The following is a 23,416-nucleotide window of genomic DNA, read 5'->3' on the forward strand; positions in this document are numbered from 1 at the left end:
AGTTCAGATATGTCATTTACATTTTTTTACCACCTATCTGGTATAATAACTTCACTTTTACACCTGGACCAGCACTGTTGCTAAGCGGTGTGAGCGGTTTGAAATAGGTAAACAGATAGCCTTCTGCCTGCACCACGATCGGGTGCCAGGTCTTTTCTATACCCAATGAAAAATTAACAGAGTTGACAGCCGGTGTACTGGTTTTTCTGTCGAAAGCCTGATTGAAAAACAGGTTGTTAGGTGCCTGGCAGTCATACGATATACGTTCTCTGGAAGAAATTCTGACATTGGTACCGACCCCGGCATAATAGGCCCAGTCATCTTTCAATGTATTGCGGAAAGCTACCGTTAGCGGAATCTGAACCAGCGTCGGATTTACTTTAATATTATAGATCTCAAATATCAGCGGGACCTCGCCCGGATGAGTTTGCTTAAAATCCTTTCTGTTTTTTTCACGGAAAACTTTTTCAGTGAAAAACTCCATTGGCTTCACTTTCAACCAACTGATTCCGGCCGAAATGGAAAACTTCTTGGCCACAATTACCTCTGCGACAATGGTTTTCGCCTGTCCACCTTTTTCAAATTGAATACCTCCGCCGAAACGATAAGGTACTTTCAAAGGCAGTTTTGGAATTACATTTTCCGTCTGCGTCGTTTTTTCTACCTTTTTGTCAGAAACCGGAGCTTTCGCAATTTGTACATGATTAGTAGGCATTAAAATCTTCTGTACCTGCCGTACCGACAATCTGTTTGCCAAATCGTAATTCATTTTTCTTGACAGCACATAACCATTGTTCATCTCCACAGCATTGTCGATCGTATAAATTTCCGATTCTGCCCCAAGTACTTTTTGTCCCGCATTGTCAGTGACGTCGGCGTACCCGGGCGATTTCTGAATGTCATTTTTTGCCAATTCCACCGTTTCTTGCGGGCGGCTAAATGTGGGATTTTGACGCGGATAGGATGCATTAACTTTCCCTGATCCGTATGGATTGGCATTTTCACCAGGAACAGCGGCAACAGGCTCTGGTATGTTGGAAGAAGTTACATCAGGACGATTTTGCACGCCGTTATTAGGCTCGGCTGAACCTTCCTGAACCTGATTTCCTTCGGACGAATTCTGGCTCGCAGGTACTTGTGCTTCGGAATAGCTCAAACGATTTTCCTGAATCTGTGGAGTAGCGTAGGCATTTTCAGGAGCGATTTCCTTCTGCACCAGATACACTGTATCCGTTTTTGCAGCCAGAGCAGGTTGGTTTTTAATCACCTCAATCTGATTCTGCAGATTTTTAACATCGGAAACCAGGTGGTCATTTTTCGACAACTGGTTCACATAGAGGAATGCCATCACCGTCGTCACCGAAGCGGCTGCGGCATAGCCTACCCATGAACTGTATTGTTGCCAGAAAGTCGGCGGCGTGTGTGCGTGCATGTAATTTTGCATACGCGCCCAGTCCTGCTCTTGAAAGTCTGGTTCGATACTCTCTAGTTTCCGGCGTATAGTGTTCTCAAATTTATTAGTTTTCATTTCCTCTGAATGACTTTACGGCCCAATCACTTGGGAAGAGATTTGGGTAATATTGTTTAATCAAATGCTGCAAACGGGCACGGGCACGAACATAATGGGATCTCACCGTAGCTTCGTTGAGTTGCAACAGGTCTGCTATTTCTCGATGGTTGTAGCCATCCACAACGTAAAGCAGGAACACGTTTTTGTAAACAGGCTTTATTTGCTGGATCAGCTGCAGAATTTCGTCTGCAGTGATCTGGCTTATCACGTCTTCTTCAAATTTAGGATATGGAGCATCTTCCAGTGAAATAACATCCTCACTATGCTTTTTATGTTTTCGGTAGTAACTAATCGCCGTATTCACCATAATCGTTCGTAACCAGGCTTTAAATGGATGGTTACAATCATATTTTCCCAAATTATTGAACACCTTCAAAAATCCCTCATTTAATACCTCTTCGGCTTCTTCGGTCGTGGCGGTATAGCGAAGGCAAATGCTTTTCGAATACCCGAAAAACTGTTTATAAAGATGCCGCTGGGCCTGACTGTTGCCAGCAATGCAAGCAGTCACGACTGTATTGAAGTCGTTTTCGTTAAAGGATATTTTTCTTCCAAAAAGCAAAGTCAGGGTATCAAGTTGTCAGGGATCGAATTACTTACTAATGACTTACGCCGTACCCGATCAATATGTTGCAAAAAATTACAAAAAAATAGGATGGTGTCAAAAGGCAGGCGGGGCGGTTGTGGCGACTAAAAAAACGATAAAAAATGCACGACGATTGCAACAGTACATTCTCACGGGGCGTAATCCCTACAAAACAGTATTTAAACATTCACAAAAACCCGTGAGTTGATCATGAAAAAAATTTCATTTTTGTTGGTTGTATGGACGAGCGTCTGGTTTACTGCTTGTCAGAATGATGATGCAGCGGGCCCGGATGCGGTAGAGGAGTCTTCTGATTTTGAAAGTGTGGTGGAGTCGGCGGCGAGATATTCGGTGGCTACGGATTCGGTTACGATTGGTAAATGCAAAGGTAAATTGACGGAAGTAGCAGTGGCCGATCTGGCAGCGCCTATTACATCGTATATCAGTACTACCTACCCGGGTTCAGAAATTAAGTATGCGGCGAAGGATCAGGCAGGTAAGGTGGTAGTGGCCATTACGCTCGCCGATGGTACAGTAAAAGGACTTTTATTCAATGCTGACGGTACTTTTAAAGGAGAACTGAAACAACACGGACACAAGGCTAAGCTAACTAAAATTGAGATTACGGCATTACCATCCGCAGTTACCAATTACATTACTACCTCCTATGCGGGCGCCACGATCAAGCTGGCGGGTACCAATGATGCGGGAGAGTATTTTGTGGGAATTCTGCTGGACGATAAAGTGAAGATATTGTTATTCAATGCAGATGGTACATTCAATAAGGAGTTGGAGCAACCTCTGAAACGACATAAAAAACATTAAAATCTTTTGTTAGGGGTGAGTTGGAATACGGTGCTGGATTTTCCGGCCCCGTATTTATTTTTTCTCAGGAAGCATTTTCAATGCCGAGGAATTTTTGATTTCACCCATCACAAACAAGCTGTGCGTACTTCCGATATTTTCCAGCGAACCTAGTTTTTGCATTAGAAACTGCTGGTACTGCGACATATCGTCCACCACGACTTTTAGCAAAAAATCGTAATCACCCGAGATATTAAAGCACTCCATTACCTCGGGCATGGCGGAGATGGCCTTTACGAATTTTTCGCCCATGAACTTGGAATGTTCTTTGAGTGCAATGTTGCAAAATGCCATCAGCTTTTTTCCAACTTTCTCTCTGTCAACAAGCGCCACGTATTTTTTGATAACCCCTTCTTTTTCCAGTCTCCGTACCCGCTCATAGACCGGTGTGTACGACAGGTTTAACTTTTCCGATAATTCCCGTGTTTTCAATGTAGCGTCCTGTTGCAGGAAATGAAGGATTTTGGCGTCAGTATCATCCAGATTATACATAGATAGAATATCTTTATTCACTTTTTGTAAGGGTCGAATATAGATAAATAATTTATGAGACTTGAAATCACTAGATTATTCGTCTGAATTTTTTGATTTTTTTGAACAAAACATCTATTGGGTTAAATTTGTGACATTATAAGTCTTTGGCTTTTCCGGCGAGATATATTCAGTTAGTTAAAAGAAAAAATAAATGGTAGCAACTCAAAAAGCAGATATCCGTGATATTCTGAAAACCCGCATTCTGGTACTTGACGGCGCTATGGGTACGATGATCCAACGTTACAAATTGGAGGATCATGATTACAGGGGAGAACGGTTCAGCGATTGGCCACAAGACATTAAAGGAAATAATGACCTGCTTTCGTTAACCCGTCCTGATATCATTAAGGAAATTCATGCTGCTTACTTTGAGGCAGGTGCAGATATTGCGGAGACTAATACCTTCTCAGGTACCACCATCGCGATGGCCGATTACGGCATGGAAGAGCTGGTATATGAGCTCAATTTCGAGTCAGCGCGTCTGGCCAGGGAAGTAGCAGATACTTTCACTGAAAATGAGCCTGACAAACCGAGATTTGTTGCCGGTTCGATGGGACCTACCAATCGTACGGCATCATTATCGCCGGATGTTAACAATCCCGGCTACCGTGCGATCAGCTTTGATCAGTTGGTAGAAGCATATTATGAGCAAATCAAAGGCTTAACCGATGGTGGCTGTGATCTGCTGCTCGTTGAAACGATTTTTGATACTTTGAATGCAAAGGCTGCGCTTTTTGCAATAGACAAATTTTTTACGGATGCCAAAAACGGAATCGTAGAACATCTTCCGTCTTGGAGAATCGCTGAGGGCGAAACATTGCCGATCATGATTTCCGGAACTATTACCGATGCTTCCGGACGAACATTATCTGGTCAAACTACCGAAGCATTTCTGACTTCTGTTTCACATCTGCCATTATTGTCAGTCGGCCTGAACTGTGCGCTGGGTGCTGACTTAATGAGGCCATATGTACAGATTTTGGCAAAAGAATCGCCTTTTTATACATCTGCCCACCCTAATGCAGGCTTGCCAAATGAGATGGGTGAGTACGATGAAACGCCGGAGCAAATGGGCGAGGTTATTGACGGATTTTTGAGGGATAATCTGATCAATATCATCGGTGGATGCTGCGGTACTACACCGGGACACATTCAGGTGATTGCGGATCTTGCGAAAAAATATAGTCCAAGATCATTGCCGGCCGCTGATACCACCATGAAACTGTCGGGGTTGGAACCGATGAAAGTCACGGAATTGACCAATTTTGTTAACATTGGTGAACGTTGCAATGTAACCGGATCGAAGAAATTTGCCAGGCTGATCCGTGAAAGTAGATATGAAGAAGCGCTTGCCATCGCACGTGAGCAAGTGGAAAGCGGCGCTCAGGTGATCGACGTCAACCTGGACGAAGGAATGATCGACGGCGTAGAAGCTATGAAGACATTCGTGAACCTTATTGCTTCCGAACCAGATATTTCTAAAGTCCCGCTCATGATCGATTCCTCTAAGTGGGAAGTCATTGAATCGGGGTTGAAGTGTGTACAAGGAAAGTCCATTGTGAACTCAATTTCTCTGAAAGAGGGTGAGGAGAAATTCAGAGAGTCGGCTAGGAATGTGCTGCGTTATGGCGCTGCCACCGTTGTAATGGCATTTGATGAGCAAGGCCAGGCGGATAATCTGGAACGCAGAAAAGAGATATGTGCCCGGGCTTACCGCATTTTGGTAGAAGAAGTGGGCTTCCCGGCAGAAGACATCATTTTTGACCCCAACATCCTGACGGTAGCAACCGGAATGGAAGAGCATAATAACTACGCTGTCGACTTCATTAATGCGGTTCGCTGGATCAAGGAGAACTTGCCACATGCAAAAGTATCGGGCGGTGTTTCCAATGTGTCGTTCAGTTTCCGGGGTAATGAACCTGTCCGTGAGGCTATCCATACTGCATTTCTGTACCACGCGATCAAGGCGGGAATGGATATGGGAATTGTGAATGCTGCACAGATAGGCATTTATGATGAGATACCGAAAGATGTTTTGGAACTGGTGGAAGATGTATTGCTAAATCGTCGTCCGGATTCTACCGAGCGTTTGGTAACCTATGCTGAAACCGTTAAAGATAAAGGGAAAACACAAACTGGCCCTGACCTGACCTGGCGGCTGTTGCCGATCAAAGAGCGTATTTCTCACGCATTGGTAAAAGGAATTTCAGACTATATAGATGAGGATACCGAGGAATGCCGGCATTTATTCAGCAGACCATTGGAGGTGATTGAGGGCCCTTTAATGGATGGAATGAGTATTGTGGGCGACTTGTTCGGAGAAGGTAAAATGTTCCTGCCTCAGGTAGTAAAATCGGCCAGGGTGATGAAAAAGGCAGTTGCTTATTTACAGCCTTATATTGAAGCTGAGAAAAGTGAGGGAAATAATTCGGCAGGCAAAATTTTGCTGGCTACCGTAAAAGGCGATGTGCATGATATCGGGAAAAATATCGTGGGTGTTGTCTTGGGTTGCAATAACTACGAGATCATTGACCTCGGCGTAATGGTGCCCACGGACAAAATACTCGCTGCTGCGATTGAGCATAACGTTGACATTATTGGTCTTTCAGGACTGATCACGCCATCATTGGACGAAATGGTGGGTGTAGCGAAGGAAATGGAACGTCGGAATTTCAAAATGCCTTTGCTGATCGGCGGAGCTACCACTTCGAGGATACATACGGCGGTGAAAATCGACCCCAATTATTCCGGTGCGGTTATTCACGTGCTAGATGCTTCACGCTCAGTGCCTGTTGCGGGTAAGCTGATCCAAAGCGATCAAAGCCAGGCAGATGTGTTGCTGAATATCAAAGCAGAGTATGCCAAACTTCGTGACGATCACGCGAAAAGAGGAAACGAAAAGGCGCATGTGGCCATTGATAAGGCGAGAAATAATAAAGCAAAAATTGATTGGAGTAACTTCAAAGCCACCAGGCCCCAGTTTTTAGGAACGAGGGTTTATGATGACTATGAACTGGCTGACATTGCGAAATACATTGACTGGACACCATTCTTCCAGACCTGGCAGTTACACGGCAAGTATCCCAAAATATTTGAAGATAAAGTGGTTGGATCGGAAGCAATGAAGCTTTTTGAAGATGCTGCGGTGCTTTTGGGAGAAATAATTCGCGACAAAACTTTAAAAGCAAAGGCAGTAATCGGTTTCTGGCCAGCGAATTCTATCCAGGACGACATCGTACTGCATCATTTTGAGGAACAAACCCGTGAAGTGGCTTGTGAAAGACACGGTTCGCACCAGCACATTGAGTACAAGATCAGTCAAAAGGGATTTGAGAACCTGAATGCAGGAGAACTGGTTGCAGACACGGCGGTAGTGCTGCATCATTTGAGACAGCAAAGCCAGAAAGCATCTAACCTGCCTAATTATTGTCTTTCAGATTTTGTCGCACCGCTGGAAACAGGGCAAACAGACTATCTTGGCGGATTTGCGGTAACGGCCGGGATCGGTATAGAGGCTCTTCTTGACAAATACGAGAAAGACCATGACGACTATAATAGCATTATGGTGAAAGCACTGGCCGACCGGCTTGTGGAAGCACTCACCGAATTGATGCACGAAAGGGTACGGCAGGAATTGTGGGGTTATGTGGGTAGCGAAGATTTTACGAATGAAGACCTCATTAAGGAAGCATATACAGGTATACGTCCCGCACCAGGTTACCCTGCCTGCCCCGACCATACTGAGAAGCGGATGCTGTTCGATTTGCTGGGCGCAGAGCAACTGGGAATTACCCTCACAGAAAGCTATGCGATGTATCCCGCGAGCAGCGTGAGTGGGTGGTATTTCTCTCATCCGGATAGCCGGTATTTCCCTGTGGGTAAGATATTTAATGATCAGGTTGAGGACTATGCACGGAGAAAAAATATGCCGCTGGAAGAAATTGAAAAATGGCTTTCGCCGGTTTTGGGATATTAATGTAAAGTAGTAATCAGGTTCAGATGGAGAATGGTGTAAACCGTTCTCCATTTTTTTGTGTCCGAAATATAATTTTTTTTGACGAAAGGCGTATTTAAGTGGAACCACGCATTACAATCAGGTATTTATACTCTATTTTCTAAATATTTTACCTGAGATATTTGTAACCGGATTTAAGAGAATTAATATCTATTAGCCATGAAAAGAAATATTTCCGTATTTATCCTACTGATCCTGCTTGCCTCTTCATTTAAATACAGAACAAAAGCACGGGAGGTTAACCAAAATGTGATCACAGCAGGTTACAGCAACGCAGCTTCTCCCAAAACTTTCCCGGTAGAGTCGTTTAATGCAGCCATTGAGAAATTACAACAGGCCAACAGCGAACTCTCGAATGGTAACCCGGACCTGGCAAAATCAATGTGGTCTCACAAAGAAGACGTGACGATTTTTGACGAGAAAGCGGTTGGCGAAATCAAAGGCTGGAAGGCAGTGGAAGCCACATTAAATGCCACCAGTAAGCAGCTATCCAAAGAATCAACATACACTTTTGAAAAAATAGCAAGTCATGAAGCAGGAGATCAGGGTTATCTGCTGCAAAAAGAACACTACAAGCTTGCAAACGGAAGAGTAATCGATCTGCATGTAACAGTGCTCTTTCGTAAGGAAGCCAATTCCTGGAAAATTATCCATCGCCAGTCAGACCTTTCCGCTTCCGCCAGAGAATCAGACAAATCAAGCAAATAATTGGGCTGGTTCCTGATATTTTGAGTCATAGGTAACTTACAAGTATTTTGTTGTTATTTTGCACCTTTGGAAAAAAAGTGACAACGGAATATTTATGGAAAGGTTTACGGGACTGCTAGGTATTATTTTGATTCTTGGCATTGCCTTCGCAATGTCGAACAATAGAAAAGCAATTAATTACCGAACAGTAGGCGTAGGGCTTGCACTCCAATTCGGACTTGCCGTTTTCATTCTTCGCACAGACATAGGCCAGGCCGTTTTTCAATGGTTAGGCGAAAAAGTTCAAAAATTACTTTCCTTCTCAGATAAGGGTGCCGATTTTGTTTTTAGCACGCTCGTACGGCCCGATCTGATGCAACGCGCTTTCGGTCCCGGTAACGACTTTGTATTCTTTTTCAAGATTATCCCTACAATCATTTTTGTTGCTGTTTTAGTCAACATGCTGTATCACCTTGGCATCATGCAAAGGGTAGTTTCTTTCATTGCAAGATTGGTTTACTGGTTAATGGGTGTCAGTGGAGTAGAAGCACTTTCAAATGTAGCCAGCACTTTTGTAGGCCAGGTAGAAGCGCAGATTATGATCAAGCCTTACCTTAAGAATATGACTAATTCTGAGTTAATGGCTTCTATGACAGGTAGTTTTGCTTGTATAGCCGGAGGGGTTATGGCTGTCTATATATCTTTGGGCGTACCGGCACCTTACCTTATTGCTGCCAGCTTAATGGCAGCGCCAGGCGCATTAGTTATTTCAAAAATAGTTTTTCCCGAAACACTTCAGTCAGATGCGAGAGGTGCCGTCAAATTAGAGATCCAGAAAACGCATGCTAATTTGCTCGATGCCATAGCTGCCGGTGCCAGCGAAGGTTTGAAAGTGGGTTTCAATGTAATTGCGATGTTAATCGGCTTCATAGCACTTGTTGCGCTGCTTGATTATCTGTTGGGTTACATTGGGGGATTGCTTTCTTTTCCGCAGCTTAGCTTCAATTACATTTTAGGAAAGGTTTTCTCCATTTTTGCCTGGGCTATGGGCGTACCGTCCAAAGATATTGAAGCCGCAGGCTCCTTAATGGGCACAAAAATGGTGATCAATGAGTTTGTCGCCTATCTCGATATGGTGAAAATGAAAGACACATTGGATCATAAAACCATTGTGATCACCAGTTTTGCATTATGCGGATTTGCCAATTTCAGTTCCATAGCGATTCAGGTGGGAGGTATCGGTGAACTTGCACCTTCACGTCGCGCTGATTTAGCAAGACTAGGATTTAAAGCATTGATCTGCGGTACTTTGGCGTCCTATATGTCTGCTACACTCGCAGGTTTGTTACTCTAAATCTATACTTCAAAGAGTTTCAACCGGATCGCTCCAGTACCATTCCGACACGGCTTTTTACATTTATTTTCTGAAAGACCGATTCCCTGAGCCTCTCTCGGGTGAAAAACGCCCTTTTTTACTGTGGACGTATCTTCCCGACAGCTTTGAAGATTTTTGTGCGTAGCCTGTGGCATGGATATTTGTAGCTAACTTCAAAGAACACAACACGTCAGCAACATTTGCTCCGAACTTATGAAGAATATCAAACTATACTTCTCTATCTTAAAAGAGAGTTTCAATGAATTTTTGAATGACAATGGCATGAAATTGAGCGCCGCATTGTCGTACTACACCATATTTTCACTGGCTCCGATGCTCTTGGTAATCATTTCGGTTTTCAGTATATTTTTTGGCAGGGACGCTATTCAGGGAGAGCTTTTCGGGCAGATAAGAGGGTTGGTAGGTGCCAGCGCTGCGGCCCAGTTGCAGGAAATCCTTAAAAATGCTGAACTCTCCAATAAATCCGGAATTGCTGCAGCATTGGGTATAGGCACATTGCTGATCGGTGCCACCGGGGTTTTTGCGGAAATGCAGGATTCTATCAACTACATCTGGTCGATCAAGTCAAAGCCTAAAAAAGGCTGGTTGCAATATTTGAAAAATAGGCTCATTTCGTTTTCGCTGATTCTTACCCTCGGTTTTTTGCTGGTTGTATCCCTTGGCGCCAGTGCATTGGTGGATCTGCTTAGCAACAGGCTGGAGCGCCTGTTCTCTGAGGCGTCGGTAGTGTTATTTTACATTGTCAACCTGGGACTTGTACTCACGATCATTACAGCATTATTTACGGTGATATTCAAAGTGCTGCCGGACGGGGAGTTACGCTGGAAGGAATGTATGGTAGGGGCGGCTTTTACCGCCATATTGTTCTCGATTGGCAAATTTATTATCAGCTTTTACCTCGGGCAATCTGATCTGGGCGCGGCTTATGGCACCTCGGCGTCGATCGTCATTTTACTTACCTGGATCTATTATTCGTCCATTATATTGTACTTCGGAGCCGAATTTACCAAGGTTTACGCCAGGCAGGACGGTGTTGCCATTACTCCTAACAAACATGCAGTACTCATTGTGCGTCAGGAACTTGATGAAAAAACTGGTAAGGAAGTAGCTTAAACAAAAAAATCCCTGTCGTTGATGAGACAGGGATTTTTTTGTTTAAGCAAATTATCTATTATCTGATGATCAGTTCAAAAGGCATTCTGGTTTGTGTACCGCCCATATTCATCAGTTTTTTATACATTTTGACGTAAGGCGCAAGATCTCCCAGTGTTTTCGTCGTGACCTGTTCCTCAGTATCACCCATGATTTTGGTCAGGATCTCGTCCAGCGGTCTTTTCTTCTCAGGATAGTAACGTACGCGGTAGTCACCTTCTTTCAGTTTCGCGGCTTTTGCGGCAATTTTAATTGCATCGTCTACACCTCCCAAAACATCCACAAGGCCATTTTCTTTGGCTTCAACACCTGACCATACACGGCCTTGAGCAAGACTTTTTAGCTTTTCAACGGGCATTTTTCTACCCGCAGCTGCTTTTTTGGTGAATGTTTCATATCCTTCATTCACACTTTTCTGAATTCTCGATTTTTCAAAATCAGTCATTTCACGGGTTGCAGTAGGCCAGTCCGCATGAGGGCTGGTACCCACGCCATCGAAGGTGATACCCAGCTTGTTATTCATAAAGTCAGTCACATTGAAGATCAGTCCGAAAATACCGATGGAGCCAGTGATGGTATTAGGCTGTGCGACGATTTTGTCGCAACCCATTGCCATATAGTAGCCACCTGATGCTGCTACATCGGACATGGATGCAATGACGGGTTTCTTTTTAGCAGTAAGCTGAATTTCTCTCCACATTACGTCTGAGGCAAGCGCACTTCCGCCCGGAGAATTGATGCGGATCACAATCGCTTTGATCTTGTCATTCTCGCGGATCTCTTTCAATTCTTTTACAAATTTTTCAGAACCAATGCTTTCGTCGCCGCCCTCGCCGCTGGTGATTTCACCTTCTGCTACTAACACGCCTACACGGTTATTAAAATCACCTTCCTTGATCTTGCTGTCACCCTTCAGGTATTTATCAACGCCGATGTAAGAGATATTCTTTTTCTCCTCGATTTTCAGATCACGTTTCAAAACTGATTCCAATTCGTCTTGATAACCGAGGTTAGTTACAAATTTGTATTTCAATGCCGACTTAGGATCTTCAACGGCCAGGGAGTCGGCCAATCCTTTCAATTCTTCCGTGGAAATGTTGCGGGAAGCGGAGATGTTTTTCAGGAAGTTGTTATTGATAGCCTGAATTAATTCGATAGACTGCTTTTTACTCGCCTCGCTCATATCCTGACGTGAGAACATTTCAATTGCACTTTTGAATTCTCCAACCCGGAATACCAATGGTTTGATTTCCAGCTTGTCAAAAGTACCTTTAAAAAAGCTGTACTCAGCTGACAAACCATTCCATTCAAGTCCACCGGCAGGGTTAAGGTATATTTTGTCTGCCACCGAGGCAATGTAGTATCCTTTTTCAGAGTATGTTTCGCCGTAGGTAACAATGAATTTCTTCGATTTTTTGAATTCAAGCAACTGGTTTCTGATCTCTTCCAATGTTGCCCAACCTGCTTCGGGACCTTCTGTTTTTAGGTAAATACCTTTGATTTTATCGTCAACCTGGGCATTTTTCAATGCTTCCATGATGTCCTTCAATCCCACTACACTTTCATTTCCACTAAATGGGCCGCCGAGGTCGGCAAGAGGATTATCTACTCCCACTTCCTGGATAGGCTGGTTAAGGTCAAGCCTCAGTACTGATTTGTCTTCCACCACCACCTTATCGTCGGATGATAGCATGGAGCCAATACCAGCCAGGATGAAAAATGAGAGAAAGATAAAAACGATTATTCCGACGAACGTGGCCAGAACATATTTAAAAAATTGTAACATGGTATGCTTTATAATGGATTTCTATTCAGTTACCTAAGGAACAAAATTAAGGATTAATTGTCGCGGTTGGTAGAATAAATAATGTCGAAAGGTAGTTTCCGCAGCTTAAATGGTCAAATGATTACACCTAATTTTTTCATGCGCGACGCAGATATTTACCGATTGAGATTCTGTATTTTTGAGAAAAATTAAACGCATGAAAAAGACCCTCATTTTAGTCCGCCACGCCACTGCCGAGGATCAGACTTTCAGGATTAAGGATTTTGACAGAAATCTCAACAACAAAGGTTTAGCGGAAGCATTGACAATGGGTAAATGGCTGGATGAGAACAAGATCAAGCCGGATATCTATGTTACCAGTCCTGCTTCAAGAGCCTACAAAACTGCGGAAGTCATTGCCGAGCAGCTTGGAATAGCGGTCGCGGACATTCAAACGCAGGCGGGTATTTACGACGGCGGACCGAGAGCATACCTTCATGCAGTTACTCATGTCGCAGAATCGTCGTCATCGCTGATTCTTTTCGGGCATAACCCGGACATTACTTATTTCGCTGAATATCTTTCAGGTTCCAGCATTGGTTCCATGAAAAAAGGAGCGATCGCCATCATTGAATTTAAGGAACAAAAATGGGACGAGATATCCGCGAAAACCGGAGATCTGGTTCTTTACAAAACACCCAAGCAGGTACGAGGAGATGAGTGAAACGAATAAGCCCAACAAAAACAGCCGGATCTTTATCATTGTTTTTATATTGTTTGTAGCGCTGTTCGCCTACATTTCCTACGATATGTCTAGCCGCACTACGGCTCCCTGGAATAAACCCAAGCAGCTCAACCGCGCATTGCCCGGAGCTACTCCCGACGCTGATTCGCTTAAACTGGACTCACTTTTGCAAGAAGTAAAGTAGCTTAAGACCTGGGGTGAAATTCGGTGATAACCTGTCTCAGATAGTCACGGTCGAGGTGGGTGTAAATTTCAGTAGTCGTAATGGATTCATGACCAAGCATTTCCTGCACCGCCCGCAGACTTGCACCGCCTTCAATTAAATGGGTTGCAAATGAATGCCGGAAAGTGTGAGGACTGACATTTTTGTGTATTCCCGCTTTTTCGGCGGTGTCTTTGATCATTAAAAAAATCATCACACGGGACAGCTGTCCGCCCCGCCGGTTCAGGAAAACAATGTCTTCACTATCTTTTTGCGCGGCGATCTCGTTTCTGACATGGTCAAGATAGATCTGCGTGTATTTAATGGCTTCCTTCCCGATTGGTACCAATCTTACCTTATCACCTTTTCCCAGAATCCGGATAAAACCAATGTCGAAATAGCAATGGGTAAGCTGCAAACCTGTCAGCTCAGAAACACGTAGACCCGAACTGTACAACACCTCCATAATAGCGCGATTTCGAGTTCCTTCCGGCGTGGAATGATCGATCGCGGCCAACATGGATTCTATTTCTTCGTAGGAAAGTACATCGGGTAGTTTTCGGGGAAGCCGTGGGGATTCCAGTAGCTCGGTAGGGTCTTCGGTTATTTCGTTTTCTAATAAAAGATATTTGAAAAAGGCCTTGATACCCGACAGCATGCGCGCCTGGGAATGTGCAGCCAAGCCCAGTTCGGAGAGGTATTTTAGAAAAGCCGCCAGGTGCTCTTCCATAATTTTTGCAGGCGGTAATGCGATTTCGGCCAGTTCCAGAAATTCTTCCAGCTTTTCCACATCTCTCACATAGGCATCCACGGAATTCCCGGATAGCGAACGTTCGAGGCGCAGGTAATTTTTAAAATGTTTGATGTAGCTTTGCCACATATTATTGGAAGAAGAAAAACATTAAATTTTGTGTTATCAAATGAAAAAGATACTGATCCTGAACGGCCCTAATTTGAATCTTTTGGGAAAGCGTGAACCTGGCGTTTATGGCAATCAGTCATTTGATGATTATTTTGAAACGCTTAAAAGCACGTTCCCCGAAATCGAACTGCATTACTTCCAGTCCAATCACGAAGGCGCATTGATCGACAAGGTACATGAAGTTGGCTTTAATTTCGATGGAATCGTGATCAATGCGGGCGGTTATACACATACCTCCATTGCTTTGGCCGACGCGCTATCTGCGGTAACAACGCCAGCCGTGGAAGTGCACATTTCCAACATCCACGCCCGGGAATCATTCCGTCACCACAGCTACCTCACCTCCCGCTGCAAAGGCATGATCTGCGGATTGGGGCTGCGAGGCTACGAGTTGGCGGTGCGGTATTTTTAATGAGTGAATGAGTGAATGAGTGAAATCCTCGAATTAAATATTCACTCATTCACTCATTAAAACTTCACTCATTACCTAAACACCGCATTACTGAACAAGATCTTCCCATTATAAAGCATCGCCCTGAAAATGGGATCGTCCATGAGGTAGACAACGTGGCCGCGACCCATGTCCTGTACGCCCATGATCAGCGTATTTTTTAGCTTTCCGCTCATTTTTGTTCCTACAAAGCCTGCCTTATATCCGTCCTCGTTCAGGTAGCCTACATTCCAGCCATCTTTGAGGTATTCGCGTTCGTATGCGTCGCGGACGATGGTGAAGTATTCCTTACTGCAACCAAATGCCAAAGGATGGGTAGGATCTAATGTGATCTGGAACATGCTTCCTGGTGACGAGTCGCTGGCTTCTTCGCGTTGTTGCTCACCAAATTTTTTAAACAGATCTGCATCTTTCTTTTTGTCAGAAAACTTCTTGCTGAGGGAGAAGCCTGGCTTGTTCATAAATGCCTCCGTTGCACGTTCCATAGCGATGATCTTGCCACCATTTCTTACCCAATTCTGCAATGCTTCCAGGTGTTTGTCATTAATGATGTCGCCATATTTTCCATCCGGCAAGATCAATACGTCGATTTCGTTCCACGGCAGGTTCGCCAGTCTGGCCGCACTGACAATCGTGACCGGGTATTTGATCTGTTGTTCGAAATAATGCCATACGCCACCGAAAGCGGTAGGAGAGATGCCGTCTCCCGAAACAGCCACTATTTTCGGCGCTTTGATGGCGACTACATTATCACTGCCAAAATCTGGCCCTGAGCTCACATAACCGGTTTTAACGGGCATCAATTGAATGTGATGCTTGGTTGCAAGAGAGGTGACCAGTTTGTCAAAAGCGACATTCTCATTTCCTTTTTTTGTAATGATCAATGTCCCTGCGCCGTAGGAAACTTTGTCCATTTCAAACGGCACATTGGAAGTTTTGACCAGCACACCATTTTTTAAAAGATCAGCCAGAAATATGGCGTCTTCCACTTCCGACCAGTTGGCAATGTAAGCGTAGGGCGATGTGGACGATACAGGGTTGTCTATTTTTCCGGGTTGATAGGCTGCCGGAACCAGTTTTTCTTTCAAACCATAAGCCTTTAAACCAAAAACATAAGCAAGCCCCCAGCTGGTCACGTCGTAAGTAACTGAGTCTTCCAGTACCGGTTTCGGATCAAAAAGAATGCGGAGCAAGTTGGACTTGGGTTGATAGGCGGTGATCAGCAAATCATTGTTTTCGATTTTGAGGGCCTGCTCGGTAACCGTTGTGAGCTCGGTACCTTTGGTGGAAAGCGATTTCCCAGCGATACCATAAGTGAAACCTTGTTTCTCCATCCAGGCGCCAAATGATCGGATACGCTCTTCATTGCCTTTTGCTTTGATGACGTAAGTTTTAAAGTTTCCGGAAGGCGCATTAATCGCATCCTGATGAAACTTGATAAACTCGGAAACTACCTTGTCTTTTTGGGACAATACTGCCTCCAAAGTAGCGAGACTCGTCGCGTAATGATGTTCAATTCTGCTTTTGAGGGTCAGCGTATCGTGCTCATCTTCACGTTCTAATGCCAGTCCTGCACGTCCGCCACCACCTTGCTCGTAAGTAACGCCGATGGCACCATTAGCTGTGGGCCAGGTGTCGCCGTAGCTGGGATAAAACAGGTCGTAGTCATTTTTGGTAAAATAGGCCCAGTTGTTTTTATCGAAATACTTGCGACAGTACTCGCCGATCAATTCGTTAAACTGGCGTTGCCATGCGGTAACATCCTTATTGTATGGTTTGGCGGCAGGGGGAAAGTAATAGCTTCTTGCCGGGCCCATCTCGTGGAAATCCGCGTGAAAATGCGGCATCCACTGGTTGTATAACACAATTCTTTCCTGTGTCTCCTTTTGCGTTTGCCAGGCCCAGTCACGGTTCAGATCGAACAGGTAATGGTTAAACCTGCCACCGGGCCAGGGTTCGTCGTGTTCCAATGCAAATGTGGTCACGTCCGGAGTTGCGTTTTGTACGCGGTTGTACCACTGCGAGTAGCGCTCATATCCGTCCGGGTTAATGCAGGGATCGATCATGATCACCATGTTTTTCAAAAACTCCTGGGTGAGCGCATTGTTTTTATTGAGCAACTCATACACCACTTTCATACTGGTATTGGCAGACACAGACTCATTCCCGTGGACATTGTAGCTCAGCCACACGATGGGCGGAACGCTGGCATCGGGCTTGCCGGGGAGCATACCAATGCTCTTCAAATGGTTTTCCCGGATTGTATTCAGCTTGGTCATATTCTCCGGTGACGCAATGAATGCTACCATCAAAGGTCTTCCTTCATGGGTCGTTCCATAGCGCGTAATTTTCATACGGTCCGGGTTTTTGGCCTGCAAAGTATTGATATAGTCGGTGATCTGGCTATGGAAGGCGAATTTGGAACCGAGCGGAAATCCGAGGTATTCGTCGGGGGTAATATTTTGCGCGAAGGCTTGGTGTGTTAGTAGGAGTAACAGGACGTACCGGATAAGTTTGGTCATAGGAAGTGATTTGTGGAAACCTGTAAACCCAAATTTAGAAAGTTCACTGAATTTACCGGCATGGGGCAGCGGATAAAAAAAACTTTTCAATTTACTCTGCTGGAAATGAGCGGAGTAAAAAATATTTCAATTTTATTTCCACCTGGCAGTTGCAATTTAGAAATCAACCGTGCATCTTTGCACCACGATTTCGGAAAAAGGAATCGCAAAGTGAAAGAAAGTGCAAAAAAACGCGCGAAGTAGGAGACCAGTCGGCCCATTCGTCTAGCGGTTAGGACACGACCCTTTCACGGTTGAAACAGGGGTTCGATTCCCCTATGGGTCACAAACCGTGCGAAGAAAGCACTTTCAATCATTTTTTTGGCGAATCAGCTACAATGGAAGTCTGCTATTAAGCAGGCTTTTTTTGTTTTCCAGCTTTTCAGGCGACATACTAACAAATTCACTTACAGTTTTGCATGTGTCACTTACAGTTATTTAAATGCAGGATATTATTCACCTTCCAGATTTAAATAATGATTGGATTCTCTAAAAAAAAATGGCACCAACAGTTAGCTTCTTTCTAAGAGGCAGAGAGAGCGCCCACCCAGAAAAGCGATGTGCGATTTACGCGGCGATTGAGTTTAATGGGCAGAAGTGTACGCATTTCAGTACAAAAATTAAGATTCCCACCAAATATTGGATGGCCCCTGGATCTAGTGAGGTAAAGCGGTCTACGCGTGAAAATCCCATAAGTTTCAGTTACTATCTCGGAGATTTATTAAACGAGCAACTTCGTTCCATTCAGAAAAATGTAATTCGTGCAGCTGAAAACATGGAAGAGCTAGAGTTGCCACTCACAGCCGAGACCATCAAAGCTGAGTACCTCAATCCACGACCAAGGCCTATAGTAAAAAAAGTAATAGAGGTTGTTGATGAGTTGATCGCAGCCTTGCGTCCGAAACGGAAGAAGCAGACAATGTTGACCTATCGAACGCGCCGCCAGAACTTGCACGAATTTTTGACCGCACATGGTCTGTCTAAGCTCTACATTCATGATTTTTCATTTGATCATTTTGAACACTTTCAACTCTGGATGATCGACTATTGTAGTGAAGATGGAGTAAAACGATGGTGCACAAATACAATTAACAAGCATCTGACATTTGTCAATAAAGCCTTGAAGTACGGAATCAATAAGAAATATATTAGGAGCAATCCAATTGGTGAAATGGGGTTGGAATACACCGACACAGCACCGCCCGAATACCTTACTCCCTCAATGCGGCTTCGACTATACAAGTGTGACCTGGTCACACTGTCCAGGGAAAAAGACGTGGCCATATTTCTTTATTGTACGGGATTGTCCTACACTGACTATTTAAGCCTGCTCGATAGGCATTTAATCCAGGTGGAAACGGGCGAATGGTTCATAAAGAAGGAGCGAGACAAATCCAGCATTTATTCGATAATTCCACTCTTGCCGCATGCTTTGGATGTTATCCAAAAGTACGGCGGCGTCGAAAAATTACCGCGACCAGAGATATCTGATCTCAACAAAATGTTGAAAGTGTTAGGAGACGTCTGCAAAATACCGTTCTCGCTCAGCACTTCGAGTTTTCGCCAGACATTTTCCAGCATGATGGAAAATGAATATATGGTCAAGCCCCGAACCTTAATGTTCATGATGGGTCACACAAATGAGAGGCAGCTTAGAAATTATTCATCGGTGATGCCGGCGAGGGTTTTACACGACCTGAAGAAGGCAAACGTGACCTTGCCATTTAATTTAGAAAAGTTCACCCAACTTGTCAGGGCTTCATAAAAAGACAGCCGGCCAATTTGGCCGGCTGCTTGATTTTGGGGGGCTTCGTATTGAAACCTTATATAAGTATATTTAAACAAGAACCGTACCTGCACTCACAGTTGCTTTTAAAAATTTCAAAATCCAAATGCCTGACGAGCAACGCTGAAAACAATCATCGCAATGCCAAAGACGAGAAATACTGAAGCCAGGCCATAACAAACCTTTTTGTAATGCATGGCCTGTTTCTGAAATTTTTCGATCTCACTCGGGCTGTTCAGCCAGATATTACGCGAGAACGGATTAATACCCACACAGGCAAACACCAGGGCGATGAAAAACAGAAGGACGGTAAAAAACTTCGCTTGCGGATCCGATTCGAAAAGCTTCTCAAAAATGACACTGACGCTTAACAACGCCACGCAGAGCGAAATGATATGTTTCAACTGATCATTAGCCAGTGTAAACTGGTTTTTGATCATATCCCTAGCCCAATCGAGGTAGAATAGCTCTTTTTCTGTTGGTGCATGAGCTTCCAAAAAAACAATTTCTTCTTCAGGTTCTTCCTGGTCTTTATCCATGTGCTTTGTTAAGTATGTTTTTTTCTCCGCAATGTTTACACTTATGCTCGATTTTTGTGATCGGAGCTCTTCCTCCGAATGGATTCCCGGGTCTACCCAATGGCCCGTTTCCCATCATCACACCTCCCCATCCTAATTGGTCTGCCATTGCACCGCCGTGACCTAGCCCACTATTTAAAAAGTCAGCCGTAGCCACAATATTTTTTTCACCACACTTGTGGCACTTGTACTTGAAAGCCATTATTTTTGTCAGTGTTTTAGTTTATAGAAATGCCTGGAAAGTTTAGCGGCCTACCAGGCATTTTCTTTTTCAAATCTACAAAAATAATACGCTTCTACGCGCTGGCCCGTCCCCGGGTATTATCGATCAAATCCCGGTACCGTTCGAAAATACTGTAGTTCCAGCCGGTCGGCTTCTTGGATTGCTCTTTCAGAAGACGAATAACTTCAGAGAGCTGGGGATCCTGAGTGGTCTGTGGAGTTGCTGCCGGCATCGCGGTACTTCCTCCGGAGGCGAAGGTCCGGCTCATTCGCATGGATTCAAGCATATTTGCAAAATCGGCAACGATTGGGTTTCTGAGCATCGGCTGACTGATCACATACTCTTCACCAGCTTCACCGGCCACATAGCTACGTCGCCCAAGTGAGAAAAGTGTCGGCCTGCTGACCCAACCGGCGGGGCTTCCGCTTTTATCGACCTGGATACTGGTAAGATCAGTTGGCCCACCATCGGCCCTGAACGCCGGTGTGCCGGGCTGCTCGGTCGAATTGATTATCTGCTTGGCTTTTAGCATAGCGGCCGTAACGGCTACTACTGCCGTAGCGATCCGGGCTGCAACGGTATAAGGATCTCCTTTCGTTCCTGTGGCCACGGCTGACGCGATAGCTGTACCGGTGTCGACTGCGATCTGGAACAGGCCTAGCGCTTTCTGAAACTCTGCATATTCGTTCTGGTTGTTAGCTGCCAGGCTTAATACGTCGCTGATCACCTGACCGCCGGCGCTCATAGCCTGACCGGTTTTGTTAATCTGATCGAGTTTAATGGCAAGCAACTCGCGATCGGATTTTGCAATTTCCGAGTTGATCCGCTTTTGTTGTTCCAGATCCAGGGCGCCATACTCTTCGCGCATGATTCGGAGACGTTCCAGGTGCGAGCGTACTATTTCCTCTTTACTACTGCCCTGCTCGTCGGCGATCGCCAGCTCGCTCCGGTAGCTATCAAAAACTCCTTCTAAAAACTTGTCCGTGCTCTTTTTGGTACGTTCCGCTGCGAGCTTTTCAACTTCTTGTTTCCATTCTGCTTCCAGTGCAACGATCGATTCTCCCTTGGATTTAGCCAGGGCAATCTCACGTACGTAATGATCATTAATCTCAAAGAGCTCTTTATCCCGGCGTTTGGCTGCATCGTCCAGGCGTTTCTGGTCATATTCAAGCTCGTCCTTTTTTGCGGCCGTAACATGATCATACTGCGCGCGGATCATTTTGTCAAAGTCCGCCAGGTGTTTCTTATTGTATTTAGCGGTGATATTGGAGACATCCTGAGCCTGCTGCTCGTTGATCTGCGTAAGCAGCTGCGCATTGGCGCCGGCACGTTTCCGGAGCTCGTCGTACTTGTACTGTACCGCTTGGAGCTCCTTCTCATGTTCCTTCATCAGGCCCATGGTCAGCTGCTGCTGATTTTTTAACAGATCTTCATTCAGTTTTTCACGTTCCTTACGGGCTTTTTCTATTTCATCTTTCGTAGCAAAATCCGGATCCTTATTGTCTTCATCGTTCTCTGCTACTTTTGGTTTTTTGGGTCCATATCGCGCTGTTCTTCTTACATCAATGGTGTCGATTCCTTCCAAGCCTGCCAAATCCCGGGTGCGCTTTTTAATCTCATCGTTCAGACGCTGCGCTTCTTTTCTGCGAATTGCTAGATCCTCTTGTGTAAAATCAGAGGTCACTGTCTGGCCAGCACTGTTGACCGTGTATTTTTTTCGCAGGTTCAGCTCGTATTGTACCAAGCGTGCGCGCTCATTCAGATCAGCGAGCTCGTCTTTCAATAGTTCGCGCCTGGTCTGACGCATGGCTTCCAACAACGATTTTTGCCCAGCAATAAACTCGGTTACCCTGTCCTTATTAATGTCCAAGGCTTTTCCGTAGATATCAAACGATGTTGCAGCCTCGGGAACCTGATCTGTGATCTGCTCGATTATTTTTTTCAGCTCCTTTTGCTCGACCCCTGATAAGTTTGTTTTCGATTTTAGCTCATCGTACCGGCGAAGCAGCGCAGGAAATTTACTTTCTACCTGGACTACTTTTTCCTGCTGTGCAGTAAGCTTTTCTAGTTGGATGTCCAGCTCGGTAACTACACCAAACAGCTTTCCGGCCATCTGAATGAATGGGTTAAGAAATTCTGCACCATCTTCCATCCAGCCCGTAAGTTTCTTCTGTATCTTTTCCAGGATTGCAGCAGTGTTCTGGTTCTTGATGTTGTACTCATCGATCACAGAAGTCCCTTTTTCGAATGACGCGTTGGCGATATCCTGCTGTTTTCGGACCAGTTCGGTATTTTTCGCAAAAGCACCCAAAACCTGAGCACCTTCCGAGCCTTCAATCCCCAGGTTTTTAAGTGTTTTTGCAAGGCCTTCAACACCCTTCGTAGAGCTTTTTGCGCCTTCCAGTACACGCAGAAATGCCTCATTCCCGTCCGTTTTAAGCAGGTTGGAAAATTCTTTAACCGACATCCGAGCCACCTTGGCAAAGTAGGGAACGTCTTTTCCCATGGCAATAATCATCTTACCGATGTTAGTTGCCGACAGCTCGACAGACTGACCCAGGATATCTGACGCCGCGGCCATCCCGATCGTATCGGCAATGCTGATCCCGGCATTTGGCGCAATGCCGGCGAACTTTTTGGCCCAGTTGACCAGGAAGCCCTCATTAGCCTGGCTACTGGCACCGACCGTGTTAATAGCCGATCCAACCTTTAGCATCGCTTTTTCAATGCCAAATTCTTCCTCGAGACCGAAGATTTGCGTGAGCTTGCCTATATCATTGAGGGAGTCCTCGATGTTGCCGCCCAGATCTTCCGCCAGGGCAACGCTGAGAATATTGGCAGTTTTAACGAAGGACAATACATCTTCCCGCGACTCATAACCTAGCTTACCAGCGATGACGGCTAACTTTCTGAGCTCTTCGACCGGTGTGCGGGTATCGATACTGCGAAGGTCATCTTTGAACCTGGTCAGCTCAGCGCCGGCAAGGCCGGTCTGTTTACGGACGTCTGCCCATGAATCCGCTAGTTTTCCCGATGTAGCGATCAATCCGGGAAGGAATGAAAATGCCATCTGAAAAAGATAAATAGCAGCAGCTGCTCCGGTAAGTGCGCCGGTAATGTTTTTCCAGTTGGACAGGAAATCTTTAAAGGAACCTGACCCGCCGCGGACTTCATTGACCATGGCCTGATGTGCAGCACGGACTTTTTCAGCCTGCTTGCGGAGTTTTTCAAACCCTGCCGGGTCATCCTCCTTTTTCATGTTGTACAGCTGACGCTCCAGACCGATCATGGTGGTACGGACTTCCTTGATGGTCGTCTTGGATTTTTCGCCATTAATGATCAGCTCGATGACGGCCTGCTCATTGACTTTCTTTGCCAT

General features: G+C 45.1%; 17 protein-coding genes and 1 tRNA gene. 10 read left to right on the forward strand and 8 right to left on the reverse strand.

The window, feature by feature from the left end:
* Positions 1-16: 16 nt before the first annotated feature.
* A complete protein-coding gene (locus ABIO93_RS09700) occupies positions 17-1,528 on the reverse strand; it encodes a hypothetical protein (protein WP_348066966.1) in 1,512 nt (503 codons plus the stop codon).
* Entirely contained in the window at positions 1,518-2,132 is a 615-nt protein-coding gene (locus tag ABIO93_RS09705; protein WP_348066968.1) for an RNA polymerase sigma factor, read from the reverse strand. The genes ABIO93_RS09700 and ABIO93_RS09705 overlap by 11 nt, the downstream gene beginning before the upstream one ends.
* A 234-nt stretch (positions 2,133-2,366) precedes the next feature.
* Here ABIO93_RS09705 and ABIO93_RS09710 point away from each other — a divergent pair, with 234 nt between their 5' ends.
* Positions 2,367-2,981, forward strand: coding sequence for a hypothetical protein (locus tag ABIO93_RS09710; protein WP_348066970.1), 615 nt, complete (start codon positions 2,367-2,369; stop codon positions 2,979-2,981).
* 54 nt (positions 2,982-3,035) lie between these two features.
* On the opposite strand, the gene ABIO93_RS09715 is transcribed toward ABIO93_RS09710, so the two are convergent.
* Positions 3,036-3,512 (reverse strand): Lrp/AsnC family transcriptional regulator, encoded by a 477-nt coding sequence (locus ABIO93_RS09715; RefSeq protein WP_348066972.1) that lies wholly within the window; start codon positions 3,510-3,512, stop codon positions 3,036-3,038.
* 193 nt (positions 3,513-3,705) lie between these two features.
* Between ABIO93_RS09715 and metH the strand changes: the two genes are divergently transcribed.
* The 4 genes from metH (at position 3,706) to ABIO93_RS09735 (ending at position 10,765) form a co-directional block, all read left to right on the forward strand.
* Positions 3,706-7,530 (forward strand): methionine synthase, encoded by a 3,825-nt coding sequence (gene metH / locus ABIO93_RS09720; RefSeq protein WP_348066974.1) that lies wholly within the window; start codon positions 3,706-3,708, stop codon positions 7,528-7,530.
* A 198-nt stretch (positions 7,531-7,728) separates the two neighbouring features.
* Positions 7,729-8,277, forward strand: coding sequence for a nuclear transport factor 2 family protein (locus ABIO93_RS09725; RefSeq protein ID WP_348066976.1), 549 nt, complete (start codon positions 7,729-7,731; stop codon positions 8,275-8,277).
* 94 nt (positions 8,278-8,371) lie between these two features.
* On the forward strand, positions 8,372-9,610 hold the full coding sequence (locus tag ABIO93_RS09730) for a nucleoside transporter C-terminal domain-containing protein (protein WP_348066978.1): 1,239 nt from the start codon (positions 8,372-8,374) through the stop codon (positions 9,608-9,610).
* Between the two features lie 234 nt (positions 9,611-9,844).
* Entirely contained in the window at positions 9,845-10,765 is a 921-nt protein-coding gene (locus ABIO93_RS09735) for a YihY/virulence factor BrkB family protein (RefSeq protein ID WP_348066980.1), read from the forward strand.
* A gap of 58 nt (positions 10,766-10,823) precedes the next feature.
* Here ABIO93_RS09735 and sppA read toward each other — a convergent pair whose 3' ends face one another.
* Positions 10,824-12,590, reverse strand: coding sequence for a signal peptide peptidase SppA (gene sppA, locus ABIO93_RS09740; RefSeq protein WP_348066982.1), 1,767 nt, complete (start codon positions 12,588-12,590; stop codon positions 10,824-10,826).
* A 196-nt stretch (positions 12,591-12,786) separates the two neighbouring features.
* Between sppA and ABIO93_RS09745 the strand changes: the two genes are divergently transcribed.
* Together ABIO93_RS09745 and ABIO93_RS09750 are read left to right on the forward strand one after the other, a co-directional pair.
* A complete protein-coding gene (locus ABIO93_RS09745) occupies positions 12,787-13,293 on the forward strand; it encodes a histidine phosphatase family protein (protein WP_348066984.1) in 507 nt (168 codons plus the stop codon).
* Positions 13,286-13,498, forward strand: a complete 213-nt coding sequence (locus ABIO93_RS09750; RefSeq protein WP_348066986.1) for a hypothetical protein — start codon at positions 13,286-13,288, stop codon at positions 13,496-13,498. The genes ABIO93_RS09745 and ABIO93_RS09750 overlap by 8 nt, the downstream gene beginning before the upstream one ends.
* A gap of 1 nt (position 13,499) precedes the next feature.
* Here ABIO93_RS09750 and xerD read toward each other — a convergent pair whose 3' ends face one another.
* Complete coding sequence (gene xerD / locus ABIO93_RS09755; protein WP_348066988.1) at positions 13,500-14,396, reverse strand: site-specific tyrosine recombinase XerD; 897 nt, start codon at positions 14,394-14,396, stop codon at positions 13,500-13,502.
* Positions 14,397-14,436: 40 nt separating this feature from the next.
* On the opposite strand from xerD, the gene aroQ reads away from it, so the two are divergent.
* The gene (aroQ, locus tag ABIO93_RS09760) at positions 14,437-14,850 is read left to right on the forward strand and encodes a type II 3-dehydroquinate dehydratase (protein WP_348066990.1); all 414 of its coding nucleotides are present in this window, start codon (positions 14,437-14,439) and stop codon (positions 14,848-14,850) included.
* A gap of 71 nt (positions 14,851-14,921) precedes the next feature.
* Here the strand turns inward: aroQ and ABIO93_RS09765 are convergent, their stop codons facing one another.
* A complete protein-coding gene (locus ABIO93_RS09765; RefSeq protein ID WP_348066992.1) occupies positions 14,922-17,411 on the reverse strand; it encodes a M14 family zinc carboxypeptidase in 2,490 nt (829 codons plus the stop codon).
* A gap of 253 nt (positions 17,412-17,664) precedes the next feature.
* Between ABIO93_RS09765 and ABIO93_RS09770 the strand changes: the two genes are divergently transcribed.
* A tRNA-Glu gene (locus ABIO93_RS09770) sits at positions 17,665-17,736 on the forward strand.
* 213 nt (positions 17,737-17,949) lie between these two features.
* A complete protein-coding gene (locus ABIO93_RS09775) occupies positions 17,950-19,215 on the forward strand; it encodes a phage integrase SAM-like domain-containing protein (RefSeq protein WP_348066994.1) in 1,266 nt (421 codons plus the stop codon).
* 116 nt (positions 19,216-19,331) lie between these two features.
* Here the strand turns inward: ABIO93_RS09775 and ABIO93_RS09780 are convergent, their stop codons facing one another.
* A complete protein-coding gene (locus ABIO93_RS09780; protein ID WP_348066996.1) occupies positions 19,332-19,775 on the reverse strand; it encodes a hypothetical protein in 444 nt (147 codons plus the stop codon).
* A gap of 335 nt (positions 19,776-20,110) precedes the next feature.
* Positions 20,111-23,416 (reverse strand): phage tail tape measure protein, encoded by a 3,306-nt coding sequence (locus tag ABIO93_RS09785; protein WP_348066998.1) that lies wholly within the window; start codon positions 23,414-23,416, stop codon positions 20,111-20,113.

The organism is Dyadobacter sp. (genome assembly GCF_039919315.1).
Lineage (GTDB): Bacteria > Bacteroidota > Bacteroidia > Cytophagales > Spirosomataceae > Dyadobacter.

Coding starts and splice junctions, on each gene's coding strand:
- ABIO93_RS09785 (WP_348066998.1), bottom strand. CDS start 23,416: ATGGCAAAGAAAGTCAATGAGCAGGCCGTCATCGAGCTGATCATTAAT.
- ABIO93_RS09700 (WP_348066966.1), bottom strand. CDS start 1,528: ATGAAAACTAATAAATTTGAGAACACTATACGCCGGAAACTAGAGAGT.
- ABIO93_RS09735 (WP_348066980.1), top strand. CDS start 9,845: ATGAAGAATATCAAACTATACTTCTCTATCTTAAAAGAGAGTTTCAAT.
- ABIO93_RS09745 (WP_348066984.1), top strand. CDS start 12,787: ATGAAAAAGACCCTCATTTTAGTCCGCCACGCCACTGCCGAGGATCAG.
- ABIO93_RS09715 (WP_348066972.1), bottom strand. CDS start 3,512: ATGTATAATCTGGATGATACTGACGCCAAAATCCTTCATTTCCTGCAA.
- ABIO93_RS09775 (WP_348066994.1), top strand. CDS start 17,950: ATGGCACCAACAGTTAGCTTCTTTCTAAGAGGCAGAGAGAGCGCCCAC.
- ABIO93_RS09750 (WP_348066986.1), top strand. CDS start 13,286: ATGAGTGAAACGAATAAGCCCAACAAAAACAGCCGGATCTTTATCATT.
- ABIO93_RS09765 (WP_348066992.1), bottom strand. CDS start 17,411: ATGACCAAACTTATCCGGTACGTCCTGTTACTCCTACTAACACACCAA.
- metH (WP_348066974.1), top strand. CDS start 3,706: ATGGTAGCAACTCAAAAAGCAGATATCCGTGATATTCTGAAAACCCGC.
- ABIO93_RS09730 (WP_348066978.1), top strand. CDS start 8,372: ATGGAAAGGTTTACGGGACTGCTAGGTATTATTTTGATTCTTGGCATT.
- ABIO93_RS09725 (WP_348066976.1), top strand. CDS start 7,729: ATGAAAAGAAATATTTCCGTATTTATCCTACTGATCCTGCTTGCCTCT.
- ABIO93_RS09780 (WP_348066996.1), bottom strand. CDS start 19,775: ATGGATAAAGACCAGGAAGAACCTGAAGAAGAAATTGTTTTTTTGGAA.
- aroQ (WP_348066990.1), top strand. CDS start 14,437: ATGAAAAAGATACTGATCCTGAACGGCCCTAATTTGAATCTTTTGGGA.
- xerD (WP_348066988.1), bottom strand. CDS start 14,396: ATGTGGCAAAGCTACATCAAACATTTTAAAAATTACCTGCGCCTCGAA.
- ABIO93_RS09710 (WP_348066970.1), top strand. CDS start 2,367: ATGAAAAAAATTTCATTTTTGTTGGTTGTATGGACGAGCGTCTGGTTT.
- sppA (WP_348066982.1), bottom strand. CDS start 12,590: ATGTTACAATTTTTTAAATATGTTCTGGCCACGTTCGTCGGAATAATC.